General features: G+C 61.7%; 22 protein-coding genes and 1 pseudogene. 14 read left to right on the top strand and 9 right to left on the bottom strand.

All coding sequences use genetic code 11. From position 1 onward, the window contains the following. The 4 genes from fabA to BT199_RS23775 form a co-directional block, all read right to left on the bottom strand. Nucleotides 1-516, bottom strand: a complete 516-nt coding sequence (fabA, locus tag BT199_RS23790; RefSeq protein ID WP_003190035.1) for a 3-hydroxyacyl-[acyl-carrier-protein] dehydratase FabA — start codon at nt 514-516, stop codon at nt 1-3. Nucleotides 517-765: 249 nt separating this feature from the next. Further along, nucleotides 766-2,667, bottom strand: a complete 1,902-nt coding sequence (locus BT199_RS23785) for an ATP-binding protein (protein ID WP_072435572.1) — start codon at nt 2,665-2,667, stop codon at nt 766-768. Then, nucleotides 2,664-3,593 (bottom strand): ABC transporter substrate-binding protein, encoded by a 930-nt coding sequence (locus BT199_RS23780; RefSeq protein ID WP_072435571.1) that lies wholly within the window; start codon nt 3,591-3,593, stop codon nt 2,664-2,666. Before BT199_RS23780 ends, BT199_RS23785 begins: the two co-directional genes overlap by 4 nt. Before the next feature lies 1 nt (nt 3,594). After that, nucleotides 3,595-5,715: a TonB-dependent receptor plug domain-containing protein gene (locus tag BT199_RS23775; protein WP_333959125.1), complete on the bottom strand. Its 2,121-nt coding sequence runs from the start codon at nt 5,713-5,715 to the stop codon at nt 3,595-3,597. Between the two features lie 195 nt (nt 5,716-5,910). Here BT199_RS23775 and BT199_RS23770 point away from each other — a divergent pair, with 195 nt between their 5' ends. From BT199_RS23770 to BT199_RS23730, 9 genes are all read left to right on the top strand, one after another. Beyond that, a complete protein-coding gene (locus tag BT199_RS23770) occupies nt 5,911-6,936 on the top strand; it encodes an NAD(P)H-dependent glycerol-3-phosphate dehydrogenase (protein WP_014717747.1) in 1,026 nt (341 codons plus the stop codon). Nucleotides 6,937-6,946: 10 nt separating this feature from the next. Further along, nucleotides 6,947-7,294 (top strand): DUF4389 domain-containing protein, encoded by a 348-nt coding sequence (locus BT199_RS23765; protein ID WP_014717748.1) that lies wholly within the window; start codon nt 6,947-6,949, stop codon nt 7,292-7,294. Continuing rightward, complete coding sequence (gene sixA, locus BT199_RS23760) at nt 7,291-7,740, top strand: phosphohistidine phosphatase SixA (protein ID WP_072435569.1); 450 nt, start codon at nt 7,291-7,293, stop codon at nt 7,738-7,740. Before BT199_RS23765 ends, sixA begins: the two co-directional genes overlap by 4 nt. A gap of 522 nt (nt 7,741-8,262) precedes the next feature. After that, entirely contained in the window at nt 8,263-9,912 is a 1,650-nt protein-coding gene (locus BT199_RS23755) for an AMP-binding protein (protein WP_072435568.1), read from the top strand. A gap of 30 nt (nt 9,913-9,942) precedes the next feature. Beyond that, entirely contained in the window at nt 9,943-10,386 is a 444-nt protein-coding gene (locus tag BT199_RS23750) for a hotdog fold thioesterase (RefSeq protein WP_014717751.1), read from the top strand. A gap of 97 nt (nt 10,387-10,483) precedes the next feature. Beyond that, entirely contained in the window at nt 10,484-11,287 is an 804-nt protein-coding gene (locus BT199_RS23745) for an alpha/beta fold hydrolase (RefSeq protein WP_014717752.1), read from the top strand. Further along, entirely contained in the window at nt 11,284-12,138 is an 855-nt protein-coding gene (locus BT199_RS23740; protein ID WP_072435567.1) for an alpha/beta hydrolase, read from the top strand. The genes BT199_RS23745 and BT199_RS23740 overlap by 4 nt, the downstream gene beginning before the upstream one ends. 102 nt (nt 12,139-12,240) lie before the next feature. Beyond that, nucleotides 12,241-13,059, top strand: coding sequence for a DUF4892 domain-containing protein (locus BT199_RS23735; protein WP_014717754.1), 819 nt, complete (start codon nt 12,241-12,243; stop codon nt 13,057-13,059). A 73-nt stretch (nt 13,060-13,132) separates the two neighbouring features. Continuing rightward, nucleotides 13,133-14,197, top strand: coding sequence for an AI-2E family transporter (locus BT199_RS23730; RefSeq protein ID WP_003190063.1), 1,065 nt, complete (start codon nt 13,133-13,135; stop codon nt 14,195-14,197). A 156-nt stretch (nt 14,198-14,353) separates the two neighbouring features. Here the strand turns inward: BT199_RS23730 and BT199_RS23725 are convergent, their stop codons facing one another. Both BT199_RS23725 and BT199_RS23720 read right to left on the bottom strand, forming a co-directional pair. Next, nucleotides 14,354-15,385, bottom strand: coding sequence for a sensor histidine kinase (locus BT199_RS23725; RefSeq protein WP_014717755.1), 1,032 nt, complete (start codon nt 15,383-15,385; stop codon nt 14,354-14,356). After that, nucleotides 15,385-16,149 (bottom strand): response regulator, encoded by a 765-nt coding sequence (locus BT199_RS23720; protein ID WP_014717756.1) that lies wholly within the window; start codon nt 16,147-16,149, stop codon nt 15,385-15,387. The genes BT199_RS23725 and BT199_RS23720 overlap by 1 nt, the downstream gene beginning before the upstream one ends. Before the next feature lie 259 nt (nt 16,150-16,408). Here BT199_RS23720 and pyrF point away from each other — a divergent pair, with 259 nt between their 5' ends. Beyond that, a complete protein-coding gene (pyrF, locus tag BT199_RS23715) occupies nt 16,409-17,107 on the top strand; it encodes an orotidine-5'-phosphate decarboxylase (RefSeq protein ID WP_003190068.1) in 699 nt (232 codons plus the stop codon). A gap of 123 nt (nt 17,108-17,230) precedes the next feature. Here pyrF and BT199_RS23710 read toward each other — a convergent pair whose 3' ends face one another. Next, nucleotides 17,231-18,238: an NADP-dependent oxidoreductase gene (locus tag BT199_RS23710; protein WP_014717757.1), complete on the bottom strand. Its 1,008-nt coding sequence runs from the start codon at nt 18,236-18,238 to the stop codon at nt 17,231-17,233. A 228-nt stretch (nt 18,239-18,466) separates the two neighbouring features. Here BT199_RS23710 and BT199_RS23705 point away from each other — a divergent pair, with 228 nt between their 5' ends. From BT199_RS23705 to BT199_RS27755, 4 genes and pseudogenes are all read left to right on the top strand, one after another. Further along, nucleotides 18,467-19,228 (top strand): SDR family oxidoreductase, encoded by a 762-nt coding sequence (locus BT199_RS23705; RefSeq protein WP_014717758.1) that lies wholly within the window; start codon nt 18,467-18,469, stop codon nt 19,226-19,228. A 200-nt stretch (nt 19,229-19,428) separates the two neighbouring features. Next, complete coding sequence (locus BT199_RS23700) at nt 19,429-20,841, top strand: aminotransferase-like domain-containing protein (RefSeq protein ID WP_014717759.1); 1,413 nt, start codon at nt 19,429-19,431, stop codon at nt 20,839-20,841. Between the two features lie 80 nt (nt 20,842-20,921). Continuing rightward, nucleotides 20,922-22,064: pseudogene (locus BT199_RS27760) on the top strand (HAMP domain-containing protein); the annotation flags it as partial. Next, on the top strand, nt 22,041-22,922 hold the full coding sequence (locus BT199_RS27755; protein ID WP_370721009.1) for a methyl-accepting chemotaxis protein: 882 nt from the start codon (nt 22,041-22,043) through the stop codon (nt 22,920-22,922). The pseudogene BT199_RS27760 and the gene BT199_RS27755, both read left to right, overlap by 24 nt. Before the next feature lie 36 nt (nt 22,923-22,958). Here the strand turns inward: BT199_RS27755 and BT199_RS23690 are convergent, their stop codons facing one another. Together BT199_RS23690 and BT199_RS23685 are read right to left on the bottom strand one after the other, a co-directional pair. Then, nucleotides 22,959-23,771, bottom strand: coding sequence for an alpha/beta fold hydrolase (locus BT199_RS23690; RefSeq protein WP_072435565.1), 813 nt, complete (start codon nt 23,769-23,771; stop codon nt 22,959-22,961). A 288-nt stretch (nt 23,772-24,059) separates the two neighbouring features. Further along, a complete protein-coding gene (locus BT199_RS23685) occupies nt 24,060-24,818 on the bottom strand; it encodes a hypothetical protein (protein ID WP_019816693.1) in 759 nt (252 codons plus the stop codon). Nucleotides 24,819-24,917 lie beyond the last annotated feature (99 nt).

Here is a 24,917-nt window from a genome sequence, read left to right as displayed (position 1 = left end):
TTAAAAGTTGTCAGTGGAAGTAAATACGCCGACCCGAAGGCCTTCGGCAGTATAGATCTCGCGACCGTCGACAGTCACCGAACCGTCGGCGATGGCCAGGTTCAGCTTGCCCTTGAGGACGCGCTTGATTTGAATGTTGTAGGTGACTTTCTTGGCGCTCGGCAGTACCTGGCCAAAGAACTTCACTTCGCCCGAACCCAGGGCGCGACCGCGGCCCGGCAGGCCTTGCCAGCCCAGGTAGAAACCGACCAGCTGCCACATGGCATCAAGGCCCAGGCAGCCTGGCATCACAGGGTCGCCTTCGAAGTGGCAAGCGAAGAACCACAGGTCAGGGGTGATATCCAGCTCGGCGACCAATTCACCTTTGCCGTACTTGCCACCCTCTTCGCTGATATGGGTGATGCGATCCACCATCAGCATGTTCGGGGCGGGCAGTTGCGCGTTACCTGGGCCGAACAGCTCACCGCGACTGCAGCGCAGCAGGTCTTCCCGAGTAAAGGCGTTTTGTTTGGTCATGCGAGCTCCTCAATAATCCCATGCGGCAGGGTAGGGCAAATCTTCCCGAACCGAATGAAGCGTTCATGCCTCATAGCGGCAGCCTACACATAGACTATTGCGTTGTAGTGAAAGTCACAGCGGCAAGGCACTGAATGTACACTTGTTCACTGAAATTTTAAACCGGGCCTGTTTATCAGCCCGTTCGGGTGCCTAAGACTGCCCCACTTTCGTCTTTCACGCCAGTCGCAGTTGGCTGATGGCGCGGCGCTATTGCACCCAGCGCTGCAGGATTTGCTGCAAATCCGTGCGTTTGAACGGCTTGGCCAGGTAATCGTTCATTCCGGCTGCCAGGCAGGCTTCGCGATCGCCCTGCAAGGCGTTGGCCGTCAGGGCGATGATCGGCAGATCGGCGCAGCCGGGCAGTTGGCGAATCTGCCGCGTGGCCTCGTAGCCATCAATCAGGGGCAGGCGGCAATCCATCAGGATGGCGGTGAAAATCAAGCTCTCGGCGCTGCGGATCGCCTCGGCGCCGTCCGTGGCCAGGCTGACTTCGAAGCCCAGGCTGCGCAGCATCGCTTCGACCACGGTGCGGTTGACCGGGTTGTCCTCCACCAACAGTACGTGGCGCCCATCGCCGGCGCTGGCTTTGCCAAGCGCATCAGGAGCGGCGACCGGCACATGCTGCTGGTCAATGGCCAGCGGAATCTCCAAGGTGAACACTGAGCCTCGACCTTCTTCGCTCTGGGCGCGCAAGGTGCCACCCATACGTTCGGCCAGGGTGCGCGCAATCGGCAGGCCCAGGCCCGTGCCACCGTAACGCCTGGAAATGGAGCTGTCGGCCTGCTGGAAGGCATCGAACATCAAATCCAGGCGTTCGGCAGAAATACCGATGCCGCTGTCGCGCACGGTGCAGGTGAACCACAGCAACTCATGGTCCAGGGTTTGCCAGTGGGGCTCGACGGTCACGCTGCCATGTTCGGTAAATTTCAATGCATTGCCGATCAGGTTTACCAGAATCTGACGGATCCGCGTCGGGTCGCCGCGCACCCGCAGGGCTTCCAGGCCCATGGGGATGGGCAACTCCAGGCTCAGCCCGCGCTGTTGGGCACTGTGCTGGAACGCTTGGGCGCAGCTGCTGATCAGGTCCGTCAGGTTGAACGGAATATGCTCCAGCTCCAGTGCGGCGCGTTCAATGCGTGAGAAATCGAGGATGTCATTGATCACCTTGAGCAAGTGCTCGGTAGACTCCGAAGCCAGCGCCGCATACTCGGTCTGCTCCTCGGTCATCTCGGTGGTTTCCAGCAGTTGCAGCATGCCCAGCACGCCATTCATGGGCGTGCGCAGTTCATGGCTCATCATCGCCAGGAAATCCGACTTGGCGTTGTTCGCCCGCTCGGCTTCTTCACGGGTCTGGATCAACTGGGCCATGGCTTGTTGCTGTTCGCGACTGGCCTGTTGAAGGCCCTCGGCCAGGTTGTTGATATGCCGCGAGAGGTCGCCCAATTCCGAGTCATCGACGATGGGCAGTGGCGTCTTGTAATCGCCTTGCTGGATGGCCTTGACCGCGTGTCCCATGGCGCTGATCGGCTGTGACAGGCTCGCCGACAAGCGTCGCGCCAGCAGGAAGGTAAACAGCAGGGCAAACAGCGCCAGGACTCCTGCCTTGAACAGGATCTCCTGCTGGCGCTGGCTGAACGCATCATTGGACATGCCCACGATCACCCGTCCCAGGTAGTCCGCGCGGGGGGCCTTGGGTTCGCTGAGGTTGTCCTGGAAAAAGTCGTTGTTGAGCTGGATGTGTTGCAGGCGGATCGGTGCCTGGAACACCTTCACCGACAGCGAACGGTCATGCCGCTCGGATGGCTGCTCCACATACACCAGGATGTTCTCGGCGCTGTCCTGGATCTCCAGGAAGCGCACATGGGGTGTGGCCAAGGTCGCACGCAGCAGGGTTTCAAGCACATCGTTGTTGCCGGAAATCACGCCGTACTCAGTGGCGGGCGCCAACTGGTTGGCGATCAATTGACCGGTGTGGTCCAGCTCCTGGCGCAAGTCCTGGATGCGCACGAAGGTGAAGAAGGTGATGAGCAGCAGGGTCAACAGCAGCGCGGGGCCCAGGGTAATGAGCTGGGTGCGGGTGTTGATATCCCAACGACGGCGCAAGGTCATGGGCGTTGTTCTCCTTCGGCCAAGCGGGCGGCAACGGCGACTTCATCGACCTGTTCGATGCCCAGTGAGCGTGCGACTTGCGGGTTGCCCACGACTTTGAAGTGTTCAGGGTAGAGCGTGTGCGGCCAATTGGCCGGCGGCTGGTCCAGCAGATGGTCCAGCACGGCGAGCCAGTCGGCCTGATCGCTGTAGGTGCTGGCCAGGCTGCCGGCCCGCACAAAGCCGGCATTGGGCCCCACCAACGGCAGTTGTCGGGCGTAACTGCTCAGCAACAGGTTTTTTACGGTTTTGGGGTTGTACAGGTTCGGATCGTCCAGGCCCAGTAGCACGTCGCTGTTCCTGAACAGGTTTTGCAGCGGGCGGCTGTCACTGGTGTTCTCCCAGAGCTGGGGCACGATTTCCAGGCCTATGGGCTTGGCGGCCTGCATCAGTTCGCGCAGCAGGAACTCACTGCCGGCATCGTAAAGCACGCCAACGCGCTGGGCCTGGGGCAGGATATGGGCGATCAGGCGCAACTGACGCTCCAGCGGCGGGTCGCTCCAGAGCAGGCTGATTTTCGCCGGGTGCGTGTTGCCCAGGCGTTGCCGGGCCTGGAGGCGGCTGATGCGCAACACCAGAGCGGGCGGCCCCTGGGCATCCTGCAGGCGCCAGTCGAGGCCGGGCAGGTCGAGGAGGATCAAACGGGTGCTGGCGGGCAAGTCCCTGGGCGCCGGCAACTCGTTGAGGGGGGTAAAGCTGACCTGGTCGTTGGGGCGCTGTTGGGCAAGGGCCTGAGTAAAGGCGCGCACACCGGCACCGTCCTCGGCGGCCGTGAGCAGGATGCTGGCACTCCAGGCCGGCGCTGCCAGCAGCAGGCACGCCAGCAGCAGGCCGCGGCGCCACAATCGTGAAACCAGGAGGCGTGTCATCCGTGACTGATCGGCCATGTCAGAAGTCCAGCTCGGCGCTGAAGTAGAGAACGTGGCGATGGTCGTAGTTGTTGTCCGCCCAGGTGGTGGGTTGGTTATCCAGGCGTTGTTGCAACATGCCCGCCAGCTCCACGTTGGTTTTGCCTACGGCAATGCGCTTGGCCACCCGCAGGTCGACCCGCTGGAAGCGATATTGGTTGAGTGCGTCGTCGCCATAGTAGAACAAGGCGCTGGACCACCCCTGGCCCCATTCACGCAGCCAACCGGCCGAGCCGCTGTTACGCGCGGTTTGCGCTTTGTCCAGCGGGTTGCTGGAGGTGGCGTCTACATAAGCATAGGTCAGGCGCAGGCGGTCGGCGCTACTCACGCGCCAGTCGAGCTGTGACTCGGCACCGGTGAAGCGCGAGCTGTTGGCGTTACTGGCGATGTACTGGTTGTTGCGCAGCGGCGAGCTGATCATGTCGGTGATTTCGTCATAGAACAGCTTCACGTCGACATTCAGCCCCAGCTCGGCAAAGAAGCCGTTGTAGCCCAGCTCGCGTGAGCGCATCAACTCTTTGTCGAGGTTGCCGGGGCCGCGCGTCACGACAAAATATTGCCCGGCGTTTTGCCCGTAGGTCGGGGAGCTGAGATTGGTGACACGGTAGCTCCAGTTGACGTTGTTCTCGAACATGTCCGGCGAGCGGATCGCCTCGGAGTAAACCGCGCGCAAGCCGTGGCGGGGGTTGATCAGGTAATTGACCGCCACACGCGGCGTCAGCGAGTTACCGCTCAGGTGCGTGTCTTCGTACATGGCGCCACCTTGCAGCAGCCAGTGTTCGCTGGCGCGCCATTCCAGATGCCCGAACAGACGCCAGGTGGTGTCGTCCAGGGTGCCATTGAAGTAGGTCTCGGAGTCGGCGCGGTCGTAGCGGTAATTCATGCCGCTGACCAGGCGCAGGCTGTCGGAGAGGCTGAGCGTGTCCTGAATCTCCACGTCGTAGCGGCTTTCACGGGCGCTCTGGTCGATATCGCCGCACACGCTCTGGTTGGCGCCGTTGCGCCACTGGCCCAGCACCTGATTGGCCAAGGCCTGTTCGGCGGCGCTGCCGGGTGGTGCGGAGCCTTGGCTGTAGGTGTCCATGTGCCGCGCCAGCTGTTCGGCATAGTTGGGGTTGAGCTGCCATAGCTGGGTCAGCTCCGGGCTGAACGAGACCTTGGCGTCACAGGCTTTCCAGATTTGCTTGCGGTCCCATTGCTGTGCCGAACCTTGGATATACAGGCTGTGGTCGGGGTTGAAGTCGAAGTTCCAGCGCAGGGAGCCCGCATAGTCTTTGGCGGTGGCGTCGGAATTGCTACCGCCTTCGGTAATTCCGGCAAACACCGGGGTGTAGGTATAAGGGCGCTGGTTCGTGCCTTCCTTGACGTTCAGTTGCCAATCGAGGCTTTGTTGCCCATTCAAGGTCTGGCTCACCGCCAGGCTGAAACGGTTGAGACGGCGCCCGTCACGGCGGTCGGCGCCGGCTGCGTCGCTGTCAAAACCATCGTCCTGTTGCCCGGACAGGGACAAGCGCAAATCGCCGGTCTCCCAGCCCACACCCTGGCTGGCATAGAAGTCATTGATGCCACGTTCGCCACGGACCACCTTTATCCGTGAACCCTGGCTGTTGGCCGGCGAGCGGGTGAGGATATTCACCACCGCCATCAGTGCATTGGCGCCGTAGCTGACGGTGTTGGGGCCGCGAAAGACCTCGATGCGCTCGATATCCTCCATGGCCACCGGGATATCGCTCCAGTCCACCGTGGCCAGGCCAGCGCGGTAGACCGAGCGCCCGTCGATCAACACCTGCATGCGCCGGGCATCACTGGCGCTGGTGCCGTGGTAGTTCACCGAGGCCTGGTTGCCGCTGGTGTAGCCGACCATCATCCCGGGAACCAGCCGCAGCAGTTCCGAGATGTCCCGGGCACCACTGGCCTTGATCAGCTCGCTGTCGATCACCGTCATGCTGCCGGGCACGGCGGCGGCCGATTGCTTGAGGCGCGTGGCGGTCAAGACCTGGGGCAGCGGCTGGCTGTCGAGGAACAGATCGTCGGCCTGTGCGCAGGTAGCGCACACCAGCATCAATAACAGTGATGAGCGAGGAGGAGGGCCTAGATACACGGCACGGCCTTGTTAATTGCGGATAGCCGACCATGTTAACCGAGGCGCGGCTATTTGCCAGTCGTCGGACTTGCATTTACTTCGCACACCCGTGGCATTTTCTGACAAAACCGCGAATTGATAGGGGGGCTGGCCGCAAGCCGGGCGCCCCGTATAATGCCGCCATCGCCACTGGTATGGATTAACGGATTGCATATGACTGAACAGCGCCCTATTGCGGTCCTGGGAGGCGGAAGTTTTGGTACCGCCGTGGCTAACCTGCTGGCCGAGAACGGCCACGCGGTGCGTCAGTGGATGCGCGACCCCGAGCAGGCCGAAGCCATTCGCGTGCATCGCGAAAACCCCCGTTACCTTAAAGGTATCAAGATTCATCCTGCCGTCGAACCGGTGACCGACCTGCTGGACACCCTCACGGCTTGCGACCTGTGCTTCGTCGCGCTGCCTTCCAGCGCCTTGCGTTCGGTATTGGCGCCCCACGCCGAACGCCTGGCTGGCAAGTTGTTGGTCAGCCTGACCAAGGGTATCGAAGCCCACACCTTCAAGTTGATGAGTGAAATCCTCACCGAGATCGCCCCTCAGGCGCGCATTGGCGTGCTGTCCGGGCCAAACCTTGCGCGGGAAGTCGCCGAGCACGCGTTGACCGCCACCGTGGTCGCCAGTGAAGACGAGGCCTTGTGCGAGCGCGTCCAGGCGGTGCTGCATGGCCGTACTTTCCGGGTCTACGCCAGCGCCGATCGCTTCGGCGTCGAATTGGGCGGCGCCTTGAAAAACGTCTACGCGATCATCGCCGGCATGGCCGTGGCCCTGGGCATGGGCGAAAACACCAAGAGCATGCTGATCACCCGTGCCCTGGCCGAGATGACGCGTTTTGCGGTGAACCAGGGCGCCAACCCCATGACCTTCCTCGGTCTGGCGGGCGTGGGTGACTTGATCGTCACCTGCTCATCGCCTAAAAGCCGCAACTATCAGGTTGGATTTGCCTTGGGCCAAGGGCTGAGCCTGGAGGAGGCGGTGACGCGCCTGGGTGAAGTGGCCGAAGGGGTCAACACCCTCAAGGTTTTGAAGGCCAAGGCCCAGGAAGTGGGCGTGTACATGCCGCTGGTCGCCGGGCTGCACGCGATCCTGTTCGAAGGGCGCACCTTGAACCAGGTCATCGAGTTACTGATGCGGGCCGAGCCCAAGACCGATGTCGACTTCATTTCCACCAGTGGTTTTAACTGAGGAGCGCGTCATGAACGATCCCAAAGCTGCCCCCCCATACGAGTCGATTGTCTTGCGCATCCTGTGGATGCTGGTGTTTGCGCTGGTGTGGCAGGTGGCGCAATTCCTGCTCGGCGCGTTGGTGGTGGTGCAATTGATTTACCGGCTGGTCTACGGAGCGCCGAACCTGGGCCTGATGAACTTTGGCGACAGCCTCAGCCAGTTCCTGGCGCAGATTGGCCGCTTCGGCAGCTTCCACACCGAGCAAAAGCCCTGGCCGTTCGCCGATTGGCCAACCCCACGTGCGCCCGAAGGCGAAGCGGCCCACAGCGTACCGCCGGCACCGCACCCGGTGCGTGATGAAGAGCCGAAGCTATGAAGGTATGGATTCTGCGTCACGGTGACGCTGAAGGGCACGCACCCACGGACGCCGAGCGCAACCTTACCGAGCATGGGCGTGCCGAAGTCTTGCGCAGTGCTGCGCACCTGATTGGCCAGCCCTTGGGCGCCATCATTGCCAGCCCTTATGTAAGGGCGCAACAGACGGCGCAGTTGGTGCGCGATGTGCTGGGGTTTCAGCCCGAAATCCGTACTGTGCCGTGGCTGACGCCCGATGGGGATGTTCAGCGAGTGCTGGAGAAACTCGACAGCGATGACGACGTGCTGTTGGTCAGCCACCAACCGCTGGTGGGCAGCCTGATCAGTTTTTTGCAGCATGGGCATCAGCGTCAGCCACAGCCGATGTACACGGCCAGCCTGGCGGAGCTTGAGGGTGATTTTCCGTTGGCGGGGTTGATGAGTCTGGTGGGTGTGAAGAATCCCTAGGCATCGTGCGACGCTGTGGCGAGGGCGCTTGCTCCCGCGACGGCCTGCCGCCGACGCCTATCTCGCTGACACCCCGCGATCCAACTGTGGGAGCTGGCTTGCCTGCGATGACGGCTTGACAGCCGACGCCTATCTACATGACACCCCGCAATCCAAATGTGGGAGCTGGCTTGCCTGCGATGACGGCTTGACAGCCGACGCCTATCTACATGACACCCCGCAATCCAAATGTGGGAGCTGGCTTGCCTGCGATGACGACCTGACAGGCGACACCGTTATACCGAGTACATATCCATTCCTGCGGTAACGGCCACTTAGAGTTCCGCCCTGACTTTTGGAAAAGGCCCCGGAATTCCGGCCAGCGTGGTTCGACGGGGCGCCTGAGATCAAGATCAAGAGCAGATCAAGAGCGGCTCGCTTCGCATCGTGGTTAGCGACAAGCCATTTCCTTTACCTGTGCTATACCGTCAACCAAGCAAGTGCTTGGTCGGCTGTATCTCGGATCACAAAGGAGCGCGTCCCATGCCTGTCGCTTTTCGTTTGCCGTTGCAGGTCTTCTTCGAGCGTGAAGCGCGGCACCCGCGCAAAGTCTTCCTCGTTCAGCCCATCGGCGGCGGTGAGGTGCAGGCCCTCACCTGGGGCGATGTCGGCCACCAGGCCCGTTGCGCCGCGCACTGGCTGCGCGCGCGGGAGTTGCCCCAGGGCTCGCACATTGCGCTGATTTCAAAAAACTGCGCCCACTGGATCATCGCCGACCTGGCGATCTGGATGGCCGGGCATGTGTCGGTGCCGCTTTATCCCAACCTCACCGCGGACTCAGTCGCCCATGTGCTGACTCACTCGCAGGCGCGGTTGGCGCTGATCGGCAAGCTTGATGATTGGTCGGCGATGGCGCCTGGCATCCCTGCGGGTGTCCCGACTATCAGCCTGCCGCTGTGTCCTGACGGGGCTTTCGATTTCAACTGGGCGAACCTGCAAGCCTGCTCGCCGATTCAGGACAACCCGCTACCGGATGCCGACAGCCTGGCTACCATCATCTACACCTCCGGCACGACCGGCCTGCCCAAAGGGGTGATGCACAGTTTCGGCGCCTTGGGGTGTGCTGCCACGCGCGGTACTGAGTTGTTTGGCCTGGGAGAGGATGACCGGTTGCTGTCGTACCTGCCGCTGTGCCATGTGGCGGAGCGAATGTTTGTGGAAATGGCGTCGATCTATACCGGGCAAACCGTTTTTTTTGCTGAGAGCCTGGAGACCTTCCTGACCGATTTGCGCAGGGCGCGGCCGACGGCCTTGTTTGGCGTGCCGCGCATCTGGACCAAATTCCAACTGGGCGTCTACGTCAAAATCCCGGAAAAAAGGCTCGATATGCTGTTAAGCCTGCCTTTTATCGGCAAGCGCGTCGGCCATAAAGTCCTCGCCGGTCTGGGGTTGGATGCGCTGCGTATCGCTCTTTCCGGCGCGGCGCCGGTGCCCGAGGCGTTGCTGCGTTGGTATCAGCGCCTGGGCCTGGATGTGCTGGAGGTATATGGCATGACCGAAAACTGCGGCTATTCCCATGTGTGTCGCCCAGGTGGGCAAACGCTTGGTTGGATCGGCCAGCCCTGCCCAGGCGTGCAAGTGCGTATCGACCCGTCAGGCGAAGTGCAGGTACACAGTGGCGCGACCATGTTGGGCTACTTCAAGGACCCGCAGAAAACCGCGGATACGCTCACCGCAGATGGCTTCCTGCGCACGGGTGACAAGGGCGAGCAGGACGCGGACGGTCGCCTGCGCCTGACCGGACGCCTCAAGGAAATTTTCAAGACCAGCAAAGGCAAATACGTGGCCCCGGCGCCGATTGAAAACCGCCTGGCCGAACATGCACGTATTGAACAGGTGTGTGTGGTCGGCGAGGGGCTCAGCGCGCCGATAGGGCTGTGCGTCTTGTCGGCACCCGGCGAGGACCGCCAAGCCCTCGGCAGTGGTCTTGAACGCTGGCTGGCACAGGTGAACGCGGGCCTGGACAAGCACGAACGCATGGGGCAATTGGTGGTGGTGAAAGACCACTGGGCGGTGGAAAACGGTTTTCTCACGCCGACCTTGAAGATCAAACGCAACGTGATCGAGTCGACGTACGGGCCACAATTGCAAGCATGGAGCGCGCGCGCCGAAACCGTTCTGTGGCAGGATTAGGGTCGTAATAAAACCAACAAGGACAACCGTATGAGCCTGTGGCGTACCCAACCGAATATCGAACACCTCAACGCGATCCAGAAAAACACCATCGGTGAAATGCTGGATATTCGTTTCGAAAGCTTCGACGACGAATCCCTTACCGCCAGTATGGTGGTCGACCACCGCACCCATCAGCCCTACGGTCTGCTGCACGGCGGGGCCTCGGTGGTGCTGGCCGAAAGTGTCGGCTCCATGGCCGCCTACTTGTGCATTGATGCAAGCAAGTTCTATTGCGTGGGCCTGGAGGTCAACGCCAACCATCTGCGCGGTGTGCGCAGCGGTCGGGTGACGGCGGTGGCCAAGGCTATTCATATCGGGCGCACTACCCAAGTGTGGGACATCCGTTTGAGCAGCGACGAGGGCAAGGCCAGTTGTGTCTCGCGCCTGACCATGGCCGTGGTGCCGCTGGGTGAACAACCGCCGGCGCGATAGGCGTGGCGTGAGTGTCATCATTCCTGGCAGTTACAGTCATTGCTGTAGAGGCCGGGCATGGTGACAATCCCCCTCTGTTTTTGTTGATGGAACCTGTATGTCGCAGCACGTGTTTTTTACCCACGCCAATGGCTTCCCTTCGGCCACTTACGGCAAGCTGTTTGCCGCCCTGGCCCCGGAATATGCGGTGGCACATCTGCCGCAGCACGGTCACGACCCCAGGTTCCCGGTGGATGATAACTGGCAGAACCTGGTGGACGAACTGATCCACCATCTGGAGCAGCAGCCAGAACCGGTATGGGGCGTGGGCCATTCCCTGGGAGGCGTGCTGCATTTGCACGCGGCCATGCGCTGCCCGCACCTGTACCGGGGCGTGGTGATGCTGGATTCGCCGGTGCTCACCCGCGCAGACCGCTGGGTGATCCGCGCTGCCAAGCGCTTTGGTTTTATCGACCGCCTCACCCCGGCTGGGCGCACGCTTGGCCGGCGCGAAGAATTCACCGACCTGGACACCGCGCGCAGCTATTTCGCCGGCAAGACCCTGTTCCGTGGCTTTGACCCCGATTGCTTTGACGCGTACCTGCAACATGGTCTGCAGCAAGTGGGCGATCGCCTGCGCCTGCGGTTCGACCCAGCCACCGAAATCAGCATCTATCGCGGCGTGCCCCACACCAGCCCGGGCCAGGTGCGCCAGTTGAAGGTGCCGCTGGCCGTGGTGCGTGGCCGCCAGAGCCGGGTGGTGATGCGTCACCATGCCAGCGGTGTCGACCGCTTGCCCATGGGCGAAATGCTCACCATGCCCGGGGGCCATATGTTCCCTCTTGAACGCCCCCAGGACACCGCTGCCTTGATCAAAAACCTGTTCGCCCGCTGGCAGGCCCGCGAGCGCAGTTGCGCATGAGTACGCCTGTCGAAGAGGTTCGCCTGAGCTTGCCGCACATCGAATTGGCCGCGCATCTGTTCGGGGCCGAGGATGGGCTGCCGGTGATTGCTTTGCATGGCTGGCTGGACAACGCCAACAGCTTTGCGCGCCTGGCGCCCAAGTTGCACGGGTTGCGCATCGTCGCCCTGGACATGGCGGGGCATGGGCATTCGGCGCACCGCCCGGCTGGCGCCGGTTATGCCTTGTGGGATTACGTCTACGACGTGCTGCAGGTGGCCGAGCAACTGGGCTGGAAACGTTTTGCATTACTTGGCCACTCCCTTGGCGCCATAGTCTCCCTGGTGTTGGCCGGGGCCTTGCCGGAGCGGGTGACACACCTGGGCCTGATCGACGGCGTGATCCCACCGACCGCCAGCGGCGAGAACGCGGCCGAGCGCCTGGGCATGGCGTTGCAGGCGCAATTGAGCCTGCAGGACAAGCGCAAACCCGTCTACAACAGCCTTGATCGGGCCGTTGAGGCGCGGATGAAAGGCGTGGTGGCGGTCAGCCGTGAAGCGGCGCAACTCCTGGCCCAGCGCGGTTTGATGCCGGTGCCGGGCGGTTACACTTGGCGCAGCGATAGCCGCCTGACCCTGGCGTCGCCGATGCGCCTGACCGATGAACAGGCCATGGCTTTCGTGCGAAGGGTAGGGTGCCCTACGCAGTTGGTGGTCGCGGCTGACGGCATGCTGGCGAAACATTCCGAATTGCTTTCTCAGCTACCTTTCACGATTACCACGCTGCCAGGCGGCCATCATTTACACCTGAATGACGAGCCCGGTGCAGCTCTTGTTGCAGACTGTTTCAATCGGTTCTTCTCCACGCCTTGACTTGGCGGGGTCAACTGCCGAGGCTGGGCGGATTGAAAGGGAGTCAACCATGAACACACTCGATATCGCTGTGACCAACATTGGCCAGGGCTCGCTGATCCGATGAGCCTGGGTAAAGGATGTATCCGTGCCCTTGGCCTTTGCTGTTTCAGCCCCCTGGTATTTGCCGCCGATCTGCCCGGCAGCCAGGATTTACCGGCGGTAGCCCGTCAGGTTGATGCGCAAATCGTCGATTACCGCCCTGCTGAAGACAAGGAACGCATCTACCCCATGGGCGCAATCCGCAAGATCAGCGGCCAGTTGCGCTACGAAGGCCAGGCCATCGCACGCGGCCCAGCCACTGCCATCACCTATGAACTACCCGCCGAACACAGCTCCAGCGCCGCCTTTACCGCAACACGCGAAGCCTTGCAGGCCAAGGGCGCGCAGTTGTTGTTCTGGTGCAAGGCCCGCGATTGTGGCGAAAGCAGCCTGTGGGCCAACGAGGTGTTTGGTAACGCCAAGCTAGTGGGCGCCGACGGCCAACAGGAGTACCTGCTGCTTCGCCTGGCCGCCCCGCAGGACAATTCCCTGGTCGCGCTGTATGGCATTACCCGCGGTAACCGTCGCGCCTACCTGCATGTGGAGCAACTCGACGCTAGCGCGCCTCTGGGCAACCTGCTGCCCACCTCGGCCACCCTGCTGCGTGAACTCAAAAGCACCGGCGAGCTGGATTTCCCCGCGCTGGGCGCCGAGCCTGATGACACCTGGGTGACCTTGATATCCCGTGCCTTGAACCTCGACACCACCCTGCGCGTGAGCCTGAGCGGGCCGCACACCGAGGCCTGGCGCCAGGCGCTGGTGGAGAAGGGCGTGCGCACCGCCCGTCTGGAAACCGGCGCAGGTGAAACCCAAGGACTGCATCTGCATCTGATACGCTAAGCATCACACGGGCGAACGGACCCGCGCCGTTCGCCTAAGCTCTCTTCCTACAGCCTTCTTCTCGAGATACCCGATGCTCAATAACGATCGCCTGCTGGTGCAAATCCTGCTGCTGGTGCTGTTTGGTGCCAGCTTCTGGGTCATGGCGCCGTTCTGGTCGGCGCTGTTCTGGGGCGCGGTGCTGGCATTTGCCAGCTGGCCGCTGATGCGTTTGCTCACCCGTTGGCTCGGCGGCCGGGAGTCCCTGGCCGCTGGCATCTTGACGTTGGGCTGGATGTTGCTGGTGGCGGTGCCATTGGTATGGCTGGGGTTCAACCTGGCGGACCATGTGCGTGATGCGGTGGCGCTGATCAAGGACATCCAGGTCGACGGCTTGCCCGAGGCGCCGACCTGGTTGGGGTCGATCCCCTTTGTAGGCGAGCGCCTGGTGGCGACCTGGGACAGCATTGATCAACAAGGCGCGGCGCTGATGGTGAGCATCAAGCCGTACCTGGGCCAGGTCGGCAATTGGTTGTTGGCGCGCAGTGCGCAAATTGGCGGCGGCATTCTCGAGCTGACCCTGAGCCTGGTCTTCGTATTCTTTTTCTACCGTGACGGGCCGCGCCTGGCGATGTTTGTGCACCGCCTGTTGGAGCGCCTGATCGGCGAACGCGCCGGCTATTACATCGAACTGGTGGCTGGCACGGTACAGCGAGTGGTCAATGGTGTGATCGGCACCGCTGCGGCCCAGGCGCTGCTGGCGCTGATCGGCTTTCTGATCGCCGGCGTACCGGGCGCGCTGGTGCTGGGTATCGTGACTTTCCTGCTCAGCCTTATTCCCATGGGGCCGCCGCTGGTGTGGATCCCGGCCACGGCGTGGCTGGCGTGGAAGGGCGACTACACCTACGCGGTATTCCTGGGCGTGTGGGGCACGTTCGTGATCAGCGGCGTGGATAACGTGCTCAAGCCGTACCTGATCAGCCGTGGCGGCAACCTGCCGTTGGTGATTGTGTTGTTGGGTGTATTTGGCGGGTTGATAGCGTTCGGCTTTATCGGCCTGTTTATTGGCCCGACGTTGCTGGCGGTGGCCTACAGCCTGTTGACAGACTGGAGCGCGAGCCAGGCGCAAGTGCGTCGTGAAGACAAACCGTGTAACTGATGGGTGTACCTAACTGTGGTGCGCCGCGGTACTTGTGGGAGCTGGCTTGCCTGCGATAGCGGTGGGCCAGCCAACACTTCATCGACTGACACTGCGCAATCGCAGGCAAGCCAGCTCCCACATTTGGATCGCGGCGCGTCAGGTAAATGGGAGTGCTTAAACCCTCGGCAACCACATCACCGCCGTCAACCCACCGCCCGGTGTATCTTCCAGGCTCAGGTGGCCGCCGAGTCGCTCGACGGCCTCCCTGGCAATGGTCATCCCCAAACCGACCCCTCCGGAATTGCGGTTGCGCGACCCTTCCAGGCGAAAGAACGGCTCGAACACCGCTTCGCGCTTATCGGCGGCGATTCCCGGGCCGTGGTCGATCACCCGGATTACCAACGCACCGCGGCTGTCGGCCAGTTCCACCCGGGCGGTGCCGGCATAGCGCAGGGCGTTATCGATCAAATTGTTCAGGCATGAACGCAGGGCCATCGGCTGTACCTGCAACGGTGTACAGGTGCCGGCAAACTGCACGTCGCGGCCTTGGTCCTGGGCGTTTTCACTCAGGGATTCCACCAACGCCTGTACATCGAGCCAATGCCGTGTCTCGCTGGTGCGCTGTTCGTGCAGGTAGCTCAAGGTGGCATCGAGCATGCCGATCATGTCGTCCAGGTCCTGGCGCATCTGGCCTTGCAGCTTGGGGTCTTCGATTTGTTCCAGGCGCAACTTGAGGCGCGAGAGCGGGGTGCGCAGGTCGTGGGAGACCGCGCCGAGCATGCGTGCGCGCTGGCTGACTTGTTCGCGGATGCGCTTTTGCATCAGGTTGAAGGTCGAGGCCGCTTGGCGTGCTTCGCGAGGGCCGGTTTCCACCAGGGGCGGGCTGTCGAGGTCGACGCTCAGGCGCTCGGCCGCTGCGCTCAGGCGCTGGATTGGCCGGCTCAGCAGTTTGGCGCCGTACCAGGCAGCGATGATCAGCGAGATAAATTGAAATGTCAGGGGCACCACCGGGCCGCCGAACCAGGGGCGAGGCGCTTTGCGCAAGGGCGTGAGGCTGCCATCTGGTTGTTCGACGAAGGCCGCGCGGGGTGGTGGCGGCGGGCCGTAGTGGTGGAACCAGAAGAACGCCAGCACATGGGCCAGCACAATCGCCACCAGCAACAGGCCGAACAGTCGCCCGAACAGCGTGTTGAAGGGCGCGCGCATCAACCGATATCCCGGGCGTCGAACAGGTAACCTTCGCCGCGTACGGTCTTGATCAATTGCGGAGCCTTGGGGTCATCCCCCAGCTTCTGGCGCAGGCGCGACACCAGCAGGTCGATGCTGCGATCAAAGGCCTCGATGGAACGCCCACGGGCCGCGTCCAGCAGCTGTTCGCGGCTCAGCACACGGCGGGGGCGTTCGATAAACACCCACAACAAACGAAACTCGGCGTTGGACAACGGCACCACCAGGCCATCATCGGCCACCAGCTGGCGCAGCACGCTGTTCAGGCGCCAAGTGTCGAAACGGATATTGGCCCGCTGTTCGGTGCGGTCATCACGCACCCGGCGCAGGATGGTCTGGATACGCGCGACCAACTCCCGCGGCTCGAACGGCTTGGACATATAGTCATCGGCGCCCAGTTCCAGGCCGATAATGCGGTCGGTAGGTTCGCAGCGGGCGGTGAGCATCAAAATCGGAATATCCGACTCGGCGCGTAGCCAGCGGCACAATGTCAGCCCGTCTTCGCCCGGCAGCATCAGGTCGAGCACCACCACATCGAAGGTCTCCGCTTGCATGGCCTGGCGCATGGCGGTGCCGTCGGTGACGCCCGAGGCGAGAATATTGAAACGTGCCAGGTAGTCGATCAGCAGTTCGCGGATCGGCACGTCGTCGTCGACAATCAGCGCGCGAGTATTCCAGCGCTTGTCTTCGGCGATCACCGCGTCTTTTGGCGCTTCGTTTACAGGGTCGCAAGGGGTATGCATAGCGAGGTCATCTGCCTGAGTGTGGCTGTCAGCATAGGCGCCCAGTTCCAGGGCTGGAAGTGCTGGGCGGACGGTCATGTGCGCGAGGCTAGCCGGGCGGCGTATTGGGGGCGTGTCGTGAATGTATCGGGGTTGAAACAATTGCTCTGAATCGCCGGTATTGGGCGCTTGATCAGTATTTACCGATCATCGGATCCCGCAACGGCGCTGCTTGCGCTACAATCCGCGCCGATTTCGACTTGCCTGAGAGCCCATTCCAATGTCCGTCTGCCAGACTCCTATCATCGTCGCCCTGGATTACCCCACCCGTGACGCCGCACTGAAGCTGGCTGACCAGTTGGACCCCAAGCTTTGCCGGGTCAAGGTCGGCAAGGAACTGTTTACCAGTTGCGCGGCGGAAATCGTCGGCACCCTGCGTGACAAAGGCTTCGAAGTGTTCCTGGACCTGAAATTCCATGACATCCCCAACACCACGGCGATGGCCGTCAAAGCCGCGGCCGAGATGGGCGTGTGGATGGTCAATGTGCACTGCTCCGGTGGCCTGCGCATGATGAGCGCCTGCCGCGAAGTGCTGGAACAGCGCAGCGGCCCAAAACCGTTGTTGATCGGTGTAACCGTGCTCACCAGCATGGAGCGTGAAGACCTGGCAGGTATTGGCCTGGATATCGAGCCGCAGGTTCAGGTGTTGCGCCTGGCAGCCCTGGCGCAGAAAGCCGGCCTCGACGGCCTGGTGTGTTCGGCCCTGGAAGCCCAGGCCTTGAAGAACGCTCACCCGTCGTTGCAACTGGTGACACCGGGTATCCGTCCCACCGGCAGCGCCCAGGATGACCAACGCCGCATCCTGACCCCACGCCAGGCCCTGGATGCGGGCTCGGATTACCTGGTGATTGGCCGTCCGATCAGCCAGGCGGCGGATCCTGCCAAGGCGTTGGCAGCGGTCGTCGCCGAGATCGCCTGATTTTTAGAGTGAGCAAAAATGTGGGAGCTGGCTTGCCTGCGATAGTATCAACTCGGTATCACTTAGAAACCGAGTTGCTTGCATCGCAGGCAAGCCAGCTCCCACATTTGTTTTTGTGTTGTTTCAGCTGACTTTGAGCACCAACTTCCCGAAGTTCTCGCCATTGAACAGCTTCATCAGCGTTTCCGGGAATGTCTCCAGCCCTTCGACAATATCTTCCTTGCTCTTGAGCTTGCCCTGGGCCATCCAGCCGGCCATTTCCTGGCCCGCCGCCGCGAAGTTCGCCGCGTGGTCCATCACCACAAAGCCTTCCATGCGCGCACGATTGACCAGCAATGACAGGTAGTTGGCCGGACCTTTGACCGCTTCCTTGTTGTTGTACTGGCTGATTGCGCCGCAAATCACTACGCGGGCTTTGAGCGCCAGGCGGCTGAGCACGGCGTCGAGAATATCCCCGCCGACGTTATCGAAATACACGTCCACGCCTTTGGGGCACTCGCGCTTGAGGGCGGCGGGCACGTCTTCGTTTTTGTAGTCGATGGCGGCGTCGAAGCCCAGCTCATCCACCAGGAACTTGCACTTTTCGGCGCCACCGGCGATCCCCACCACGCGACAGCCTTTGAGCTTGGCGATCTGCCCGGCGATGCTACCCACGGCACCGGCAGCACCAGAGATCACCACGGTGTCACCGGTTTTCGGTGCGCCGGTGTCCAGCAGGGCAAAGTACGCCGTCATGCCGGTCATGCCCAGGGCGGACAGGTAGCGGGGCAGGGGCGCTAGCTTGGGGTCCACCTTATAGAAACCACGGGGCTCGCCAAGGAAGTAATCCTGCACGCCCAGTGCACCGTTCACGTAGTCCCCCACCGCGAAGTTCGGATGCTTCGAGGCAATCACCTTGCCTACGCCCAGGGCGCGCATCACTTCGCCGATGCCTACTGGTGGGATGTAGGACTTGCCTTCATTCATCCAGCCACGCATGGCCGGGTCGAGGGACAGGTATTCATTGCGCACCAGCACCTGGCCTTCCTGGGGTTCGCCCACCGGTACTTCCTGGTAAGTGAAGGTCTCGCGCGTGGCGGCACCGACCGGGCGTTTGGCGAGCAGAAATTGGCGGTTGGTCTGGGCGGTCATGGCAAGGACTCTTTAGAAATGGAACATGAGTGATAGACCCTCAGTGGCAGAAGGGCAAGGGTGTGCGGCGCAGGCGAATGCCCGGCAATAGGCCTCATTGATAATCAGCCGGTCCGCTTTATCACTGCGATTCATGCAGCGCCAACCGGCCTTCTGATAGTGCTGACGTGCGGCTCCCGGCGTTGGCTAGACTCGCTCCATCGCTACTAACCCCACAGGACAGTTCCCATGAGCATGACGTTTTCCGGCCAGGTCGCCTTGGTGACCGGCGCCGCCGCTGGTATTGGCCGCGCCACCGCGCTGGCATTCGCCGCCGAAGGCTTGAAGGTGGTGGTCGCTGACCTTGATGTGGCGGGAGGTGAGGGCACTGTGGCATTGATCCACCAGGCCGGTGGCGAAGGGATATTTGTGCGCTGCAACGTCACGCTCGACGCGGACGTGCAGCAATTGATGGCTCAGACCGTCGCCACCTATGGACGCCTGGACTACGCCTTCAACAACGCCGGCATCGAGATCGAGAAGGGCAAGCTGGCCGACGGCAGTCTTGATGAGTTCGATGCGATCATGGGGGTTAACGTCAAAGGCGTGTGGCTGTGCATGAAGTATCAGCTGCCGTTGCTGTTGGCCCAGGGCGGTGGGGCCATCGTCAACACCGCATCGGTGGCGGGGTTGGGGGCGGCACCGAAGATGAGCATCTATGCGGCGTCCAAGCATGCGGTGATCGGGCTGACGAAGTCGGCGGCCATCGAGTATGCGAAGAAGAAAATCCGCGTGAATGCGGTCTGCCCGGCCGTGATTGATACCGACATGTTTCGCCGCGCCTATGAGGCCGACCCACGCAAGGCTGAGTTTGCCGCCGCCATGCACCCGGTCGGACGCATTGGCAAGGTTGAGGAAATCGCCAGCGCCGTGTTGTACCTGTGCAGTGATGGCGCAGCATTTACCACCGGTCAGGCCCTGGCGGTGGACGGCGGCGCGACAGCGATCTAGGACGGCAGGTCGCGTGGCATTCGAAAACAGAGCCAGGTGCTGTGGGGCGTTTCCATGGCGGGCAGTGGGCTGCGCCCGAATATGTTTCACTAGGTAAATAACCCAATAAAATCAATACTTTAATAAAAGTTGGCGGCCGGTTTTACTGAGCTTCTGTGCTTAACTGTTTTGGGTTAACAGACAGTTGAAGTGAGTGGCTCATGGATTTAGGGATCGATCGACAAGCCCTGGTACCGGTTGTTCAGCAGATCGTCAGCGCGGTGGCAGAATGGATTCGCAAGGAGGGGGTGAGCCCTGGCACACGCTTGCCGTCCATTCGCCAATTGGCCCTCGATAACCTGCTGAGCCAGGCCAGTGTGATCGAGGCATTCGAACGATTGGTGGCCCAGGGGCTGCTGGCCCCCCGACATGGCTCGGGGTTTGTGGTGGCGTCACCCACGACGGTCCACGAAAACCATTGGTATGAGGGTGCGGAACAGGGCTGGGGGGCATTTACCGATGGCCCACTGGGCCAGCTGAAGCTGGGCTGCGGCTGGCTACCCGACACCTGGCGCGAAAGCGATGACATCAACTACGCGATCCGCGAACTGAGCCGTACCGACACTGGCGGCCTGTTCAACTACAGCACACCCTTGGGGTTGCCGGCGTTGCGCGAACAACTGCTCAAACGCCTGACCCAGATACACGTGCCCACCAGCCTGGACCGTATTCTCACCACCCACGGCGCCAGCCATGCCCAGGACCTGCTGATACGCACACTGCTCAAGCCAGGTGATAAGGTGGTGGTCGAGACACCCGGGTATGGCAATCTCTATCGCCAACTGGCCTTTCAGGGCGTTACGCTGCTGCAAGTGCCGCGCACCCGTGGTGGCCCGGATATTCCGGCATTGGAAGCGCTGCTGCACACCCACCGGCCCAAGTGCCTGTTCATCAACAGCCTGTATCACAACCCCACGGGGACCAGTTTGAGTCGTCCGGTGGCGGAGCGCTTGTTGGAGTTGGCACGCGAGCGCGACTTCCTGATTATCGAAGAGGACGTTTACGGCGACCTGCAACATGCCAGTTGCACACGCTTGTCGGCGCTTGCCCATGATGAGCGGGTGATCTATGTGTCGAGCTTTTCCAAGACACTGAGCAGTGCCCTGCGCGTGGGTTACCTGTGCGCCAATGCCGCGATCATCACGCAATTGGTCCAGCTCAAGACCCTGACAGGCATCGGCACCTCACGGTTTGCCGAAGCCATGGTGGCGACGTTGCTGAGTAACGGCACTTACCGTAAGTGGATGCAGCGCCTGCGCAAGCGCCTGACTGCGCAGATGGCTGCCACTCTGCAGGTGCTGGAGGATGAAGAGTGGCAGGTATTTGCCGCACCCGCGGGCGGGATGTTCCTGTGGGCACGACCAGGCTTGGCCGACCCCTTGCGATTGCAAGCCTGCGCCCAGCGGCTGGGTGTGTTGCTGTCGCCGGGTGCGTTGTTCAGCCCCACGGGTGAGCGCAGCGAATGGCTGCGCATCAATGTGGCCTACGCCGCTGATCAACGCGCATTGACGCTGTTCCGCGCTATGGGTGCAGCGAGATCGACCTCGACCATTCTGAAAACGACGCACATGTAGCTTTTTGCCATTATTCCGGCGCCAGCGGCTTGTGCTCAGTGCCTCGGGGTTGCGAATCTCGCTGCTTGTAAACCTGGCTTATGGCATTTGCCATCGCAAGAGGATCAAGTGCAATGATTTCGGGCGTGCAACGACGTTTCGCCAACCTCGGTATGGCAAAAAAACTCGGCTTGGGTTTTACCCTGGTACTGCTGTTGACGGCCCTGGTAGCGGCCATCGGTGTGTGGTCCCTGCAGACCATCGGCCAGCGCTTCGAGGGTCTTACGTCGATGTCGACGCTCAACAGCGACCTGCTCAAGGTGCGCGTGATCGAGCAGGACTATGCGTTGCACGCCGACCCCAAGGCCGTTGAGGCCCTGCATGCCAGTGTCGATGCGCTGATGGCCCAGGCCACGCGTCTCAAGGCGCGGTCCGCCAGCAACGAGCGAGTGATGGGTGATGTTGAGCAAGCTTTGGTCGCCTATCGCCAGGCATTCGATGAGTTCGTCGAGTTGACCCAGACCAAAGACCTCGCCCTGGAAATGGCCAGTTGGTCGGTGTCCAGCGTGGCCAATAACCTGGATGTGCTGCAAGCCGGGCTGGCGGACGACGGCGCCTATGGCCTCAAGGAAAGCCAAGGCAAGGAGGGCGCGGCGTTTATCGAGCAGGCAGGGCAGGTCAGCCAGGTGTCGCGGCTGATGTTGCAGGCCATGAACGAAGCGCGGGTGCGCCTGGATCAGAGCCGCAGGGCGGACGCAGACGACGCCGGGCAGGGCAAGATCGAGCAAGCCGACCAGGCCCTGGCTGAAGTCGAGACACTCAAAACCACGGTCAAGGACCCCGGCTACCAGACCGTGCTCAACGAAGTCGCCGGGCATATCGCGTCGTTCAGTGAAAAGCTCGGCGAATACACCGGGCTGCTGGCCCAGGAAAAAGTGGTCTACACGCAATTGCATGACCGCGCCGAGCAAGTGGTCAGCCGGGTCAACCAGGCGTATGCCGCCGAAGACCAGTCCATGCAAACACAGTTGCAGCACAGCACGTTGCTGATCATCGGCTCATCCGCCCTGGCGCTGCTGGTGGGCTTGATCGCTGCATGGGTGATCACTCGCTTGATTGTTGCGCCGTTGCGCGCGGTGATCGCCGTGGCCCAGCAGATCGCCTCGGGTGACCTGAGTGGGCGCATGGAGATCAGCCGTCGTGATGAAATCGGCCAGTTGATGCAGGCGATGCAGCAGATGGGCAATAGCTTGAGCCAGATGGTCAGCGGGTTGCAGGCGGGGATCGAACAGCTCGCCAGCTCCGCGCATTCATTGTCCAGCGTCACCGAGCAAACCACTGCCGAAGTCAGCAACCAGAAGGACGAAACCGAGCAAGTCGCCACGGCGATGAACCAGATGACCGCCACGGTGCACGATGTGGCACGCAATGCCGAGCAGGCGGCCCAAGCCGCGCAGACCGCGGATGCCAAAGTCGATAGCGGCCAACAGGTGGTACGCATGAGCCTTCAGCGTATCGAATTGCTGGCGACGTCGAGCAACAGTGCCAGCGCCAGCATCGAAAGCCTCAGCGCGCAAATCCAGAATATAGGTACCGTCTTGAGCGTGATCCAGAGCGTGGCCGAACAGACCAACTTGCTGGCTTTGAACGCTGCGATTGAGGCGGCGCGTGCCGGTGAGCAGGGGCGTGGCTTTGCGGTGGTGGCCGATGAAGTGCGGGCACTGGCCAAGCGCACCCAACAATCGACCGAGGAAATCGAACGGCTGGTCAGCACGCTGCGCAGTGCGGCGCAGTCCTCGGTGCAGCAGATCCAGCAGAGTGGCGAGCTGGTGAAACTGGCGGTCAGTGATGCACTGGAGACCGAAGGGGCCTTGGGCAGCATTGCGGCGGCTGTTTCATTGATCCAGCAGATGAACCAACAGATCGCCGCCGCCGCCGAGGAGCAAAGCTCGGTGGCCGAAGAGATCAACCGCAGTGTCACCAGTATTCGGGCGAGTGCCGATCATTCTGCGTTGAGCATGCAAGGCAATGCCGCCTCGAGCATCCAGTTGGCGCAGTTGGGCGCGCAACTCAAGGGGATGGTGGGGCATTTCCGCCTTTGATCGCAGCGTAGACGCTGCGATCTGAGGGCAGGGCGATCAGGCGTGGTTGGCGAGGAAGGTCAGCAGCGCCTCGTTGACGAAATCCGGGTTCTCGCGGCTGGAGATATGCCCGGCTTCGGGGATCAGGATCAGGCTGCAACCGATCAGGTCGGCCATTTCCTCGGACTCGGCGGGTGGCCGGGGTTTGTCCTGCTCGCCGCACATCACCAGGGTGGTGTCGGCGTCCAAGCCAGGTAATTGCTCCAAGATGTCTTTGCGGCTGAAGATCAGGCGGCCCAGTGGCACGATACTGTCCAGCAAGCGTTCTTTGGGGAAGCCTTGCAGTGACTGGCGAAAGTCCTGGTACAGCGCGGATTCGCGGTCGATGTTCGGGCGGAAGAAGATCGGTGCGATCACATCCAGCAACGGTTCGGGGATCGCCCCGGCGTCTTCAATCATCTTGAACAGCGAGAAATAGTACTGGCGCGTTGCTTCGGGTTCAGCCCCTAGGTAGGTGTCCATCAGCACCACGGTGTTGATGCGCTCGGGAGCCAGCAGCGCCAGGCGTGCGCCCCACATGCCGCCGACCGAGAGGCCCACCAGGTTGGCTTGTTCGATGCTCAGGTGATCCAGCAGCGCCAGGGCCTGGCGGGCGAGGTCATCCAGGGAATGGGTGTTTGCTGGCAACGGCCCGGACTCACCGTGGCCCCACAACTCGGGGACGATCACGCGGTATTGCTGCGACAGCGCTTCAATCTGCGGCGCCCACATGTCGCTGGCCCACAGGTAACTCGAACCCAGTAGCACGACGGGGCCGGCGCCCTGGTCGATAAAGTGCAGCGGTTGTCCATCAATCACGGCGACAGGCATAACAGGCCTCTAGTTTCACGGAGTGAGGGGCACTTTTTTACGCTAGTCGGGGGCAGGAGGATAGGTGCACATTGATGGCATGTGATGATTTCACTGTGGGAGCTGGCTTGCCTGCGATGAAGGCCTGCCAGCCGATGCTCACCTACCTGACACCCCACAATCCCACTGTGGGAGCGGGCTTGCTCGCGAAAGCGGTGTGTCAGTCAACATCAATGTTGCTGAGCCGACGTCTTCGCAGGCAAGCCAGCTTTGATGTTCGTTGCTTTGAGCATTGCGTTCGCGATGCCATCAATCGTAGATAGCTTTCTTCTTCCACTCGGCATCGGCGTCGACGACTTTCAAGCCCTCGGTCAACTCGTTGACTTCGTCCTCGGCAGGCTGGCTGTTGGTCAGCACTGTGGAGTTGGCGCGCGCCAATTGGGACTCCAGCAGTTGCAACTGGGCGCTGTAGAGCACCGGCTCCGGCTGTTTGCGCAGGTACTGCACGCCGCGCTCGAACGCCAGGCGTGCCTGGCCGGGTTGGCCTTGCAGCAGGGCGTGCTGGCCGAGGTTGTTGAAAAACTCGATGTGCAGCAGCACCAGGATATGACGGATTTCCTTGATCCAGTGCTTGGCTTCGTTGGTCGGCAGGAAGCCATCCTGCGCGGCGCGGGTGACTTGGCCGTGCAGGGCTTCGAGCAGGAAGCGCACGTCCTTGGCCTTGGCCTCGGTCTGGATCGGTGCCGGTGGGTTGGCCACCGGAATCGATTCGCCTTGGGCGATCAGCGCATTCAGTTCGGTGATACGCGCCTTGAGCGGTGTGCTGGACTTGTTGAGATTCAACAGGCGCTGGTTGACGTTCAGTTCCAGGCGAGCCAGCAACAGCTTGAGCGCTGGGGTCATCAGTTGGCCGGGGAAGGTCTCGGTAATTTCACCGCAGCGACGCAGCCGATCGTTAAGCTCGATCTCGGTACGCTTCTTTTCCAGCTTGTTGTTTTCCACCACGTGGTTCATGTAGCCAATGGCGATCAGTATTACGATCCCGGCTATTACCAGCAGGGTGATCATGAGTGGTGTCACTGGTGTGACCTCTTTAATAGGGTTTGCTGTGGAGTGTAGTGACTGGGTCATCCGGCGGATAGGACCGATCGACCAGTTGCCCAGGTG

This window comes from Pseudomonas sp. NFR02 (genome assembly GCF_900119375.1).
GTDB lineage: Bacteria > Pseudomonadota > Gammaproteobacteria > Pseudomonadales > Pseudomonadaceae > Aquipseudomonas > Aquipseudomonas paracarnis.
This window is presented reverse-complemented; position numbering and strand designations above follow the sequence as displayed.

Bases quoted from the DNA above. Each gene is read 5' to 3' on its own strand.
- fabA (WP_003190035.1), bottom strand. From the start codon at position 516: ATGACCAAACAAAACGCCTTTACTCGGGAAGACCTGCTGCGCTGCAGT.
- BT199_RS23785 (WP_072435572.1), bottom strand. From the start codon at position 2,667: ATGACCTTGCGCCGTCGTTGGGATATCAACACCCGCACCCAGCTCATT.
- BT199_RS23780 (WP_072435571.1), bottom strand. From the start codon at position 3,593: ATGGCCGATCAGTCACGGATGACACGCCTCCTGGTTTCACGATTGTGG.
- BT199_RS23770 (WP_014717747.1), top strand. From the start codon at position 5,911: ATGACTGAACAGCGCCCTATTGCGGTCCTGGGAGGCGGAAGTTTTGGT.
- BT199_RS23765 (WP_014717748.1), top strand. From the start codon at position 6,947: ATGAACGATCCCAAAGCTGCCCCCCCATACGAGTCGATTGTCTTGCGC.
- sixA (WP_072435569.1), top strand. From the start codon at position 7,291: ATGAAGGTATGGATTCTGCGTCACGGTGACGCTGAAGGGCACGCACCC.
- BT199_RS23755 (WP_072435568.1), top strand. From the start codon at position 8,263: ATGCCTGTCGCTTTTCGTTTGCCGTTGCAGGTCTTCTTCGAGCGTGAA.
- BT199_RS23750 (WP_014717751.1), top strand. From the start codon at position 9,943: ATGAGCCTGTGGCGTACCCAACCGAATATCGAACACCTCAACGCGATC.
- BT199_RS23745 (WP_014717752.1), top strand. From the start codon at position 10,484: ATGTCGCAGCACGTGTTTTTTACCCACGCCAATGGCTTCCCTTCGGCC.
- BT199_RS23740 (WP_072435567.1), top strand. From the start codon at position 11,284: ATGAGTACGCCTGTCGAAGAGGTTCGCCTGAGCTTGCCGCACATCGAA.
- BT199_RS23735 (WP_014717754.1), top strand. From the start codon at position 12,241: ATGAGCCTGGGTAAAGGATGTATCCGTGCCCTTGGCCTTTGCTGTTTC.
- BT199_RS23730 (WP_003190063.1), top strand. From the start codon at position 13,133: ATGCTCAATAACGATCGCCTGCTGGTGCAAATCCTGCTGCTGGTGCTG.
- BT199_RS23725 (WP_014717755.1), bottom strand. From the start codon at position 15,385: ATGCGCGCGCCCTTCAACACGCTGTTCGGGCGACTGTTCGGCCTGTTG.
- BT199_RS23720 (WP_014717756.1), bottom strand. From the start codon at position 16,149: ATGCATACCCCTTGCGACCCTGTAAACGAAGCGCCAAAAGACGCGGTG.
- pyrF (WP_003190068.1), top strand. From the start codon at position 16,409: ATGTCCGTCTGCCAGACTCCTATCATCGTCGCCCTGGATTACCCCACC.
- BT199_RS23710 (WP_014717757.1), bottom strand. From the start codon at position 18,238: ATGACCGCCCAGACCAACCGCCAATTTCTGCTCGCCAAACGCCCGGTC.
- BT199_RS23705 (WP_014717758.1), top strand. From the start codon at position 18,467: ATGAGCATGACGTTTTCCGGCCAGGTCGCCTTGGTGACCGGCGCCGCC.
- BT199_RS23700 (WP_014717759.1), top strand. From the start codon at position 19,429: ATGGATTTAGGGATCGATCGACAAGCCCTGGTACCGGTTGTTCAGCAG.
- BT199_RS27755 (WP_370721009.1), top strand. From the start codon at position 22,041: ATGCAGGCGATGCAGCAGATGGGCAATAGCTTGAGCCAGATGGTCAGC.
- BT199_RS23690 (WP_072435565.1), bottom strand. From the start codon at position 23,771: ATGCCTGTCGCCGTGATTGATGGACAACCGCTGCACTTTATCGACCAG.
- BT199_RS23685 (WP_019816693.1), bottom strand. From the start codon at position 24,818: ATGATCACCCTGCTGGTAATAGCCGGGATCGTAATACTGATCGCCATT.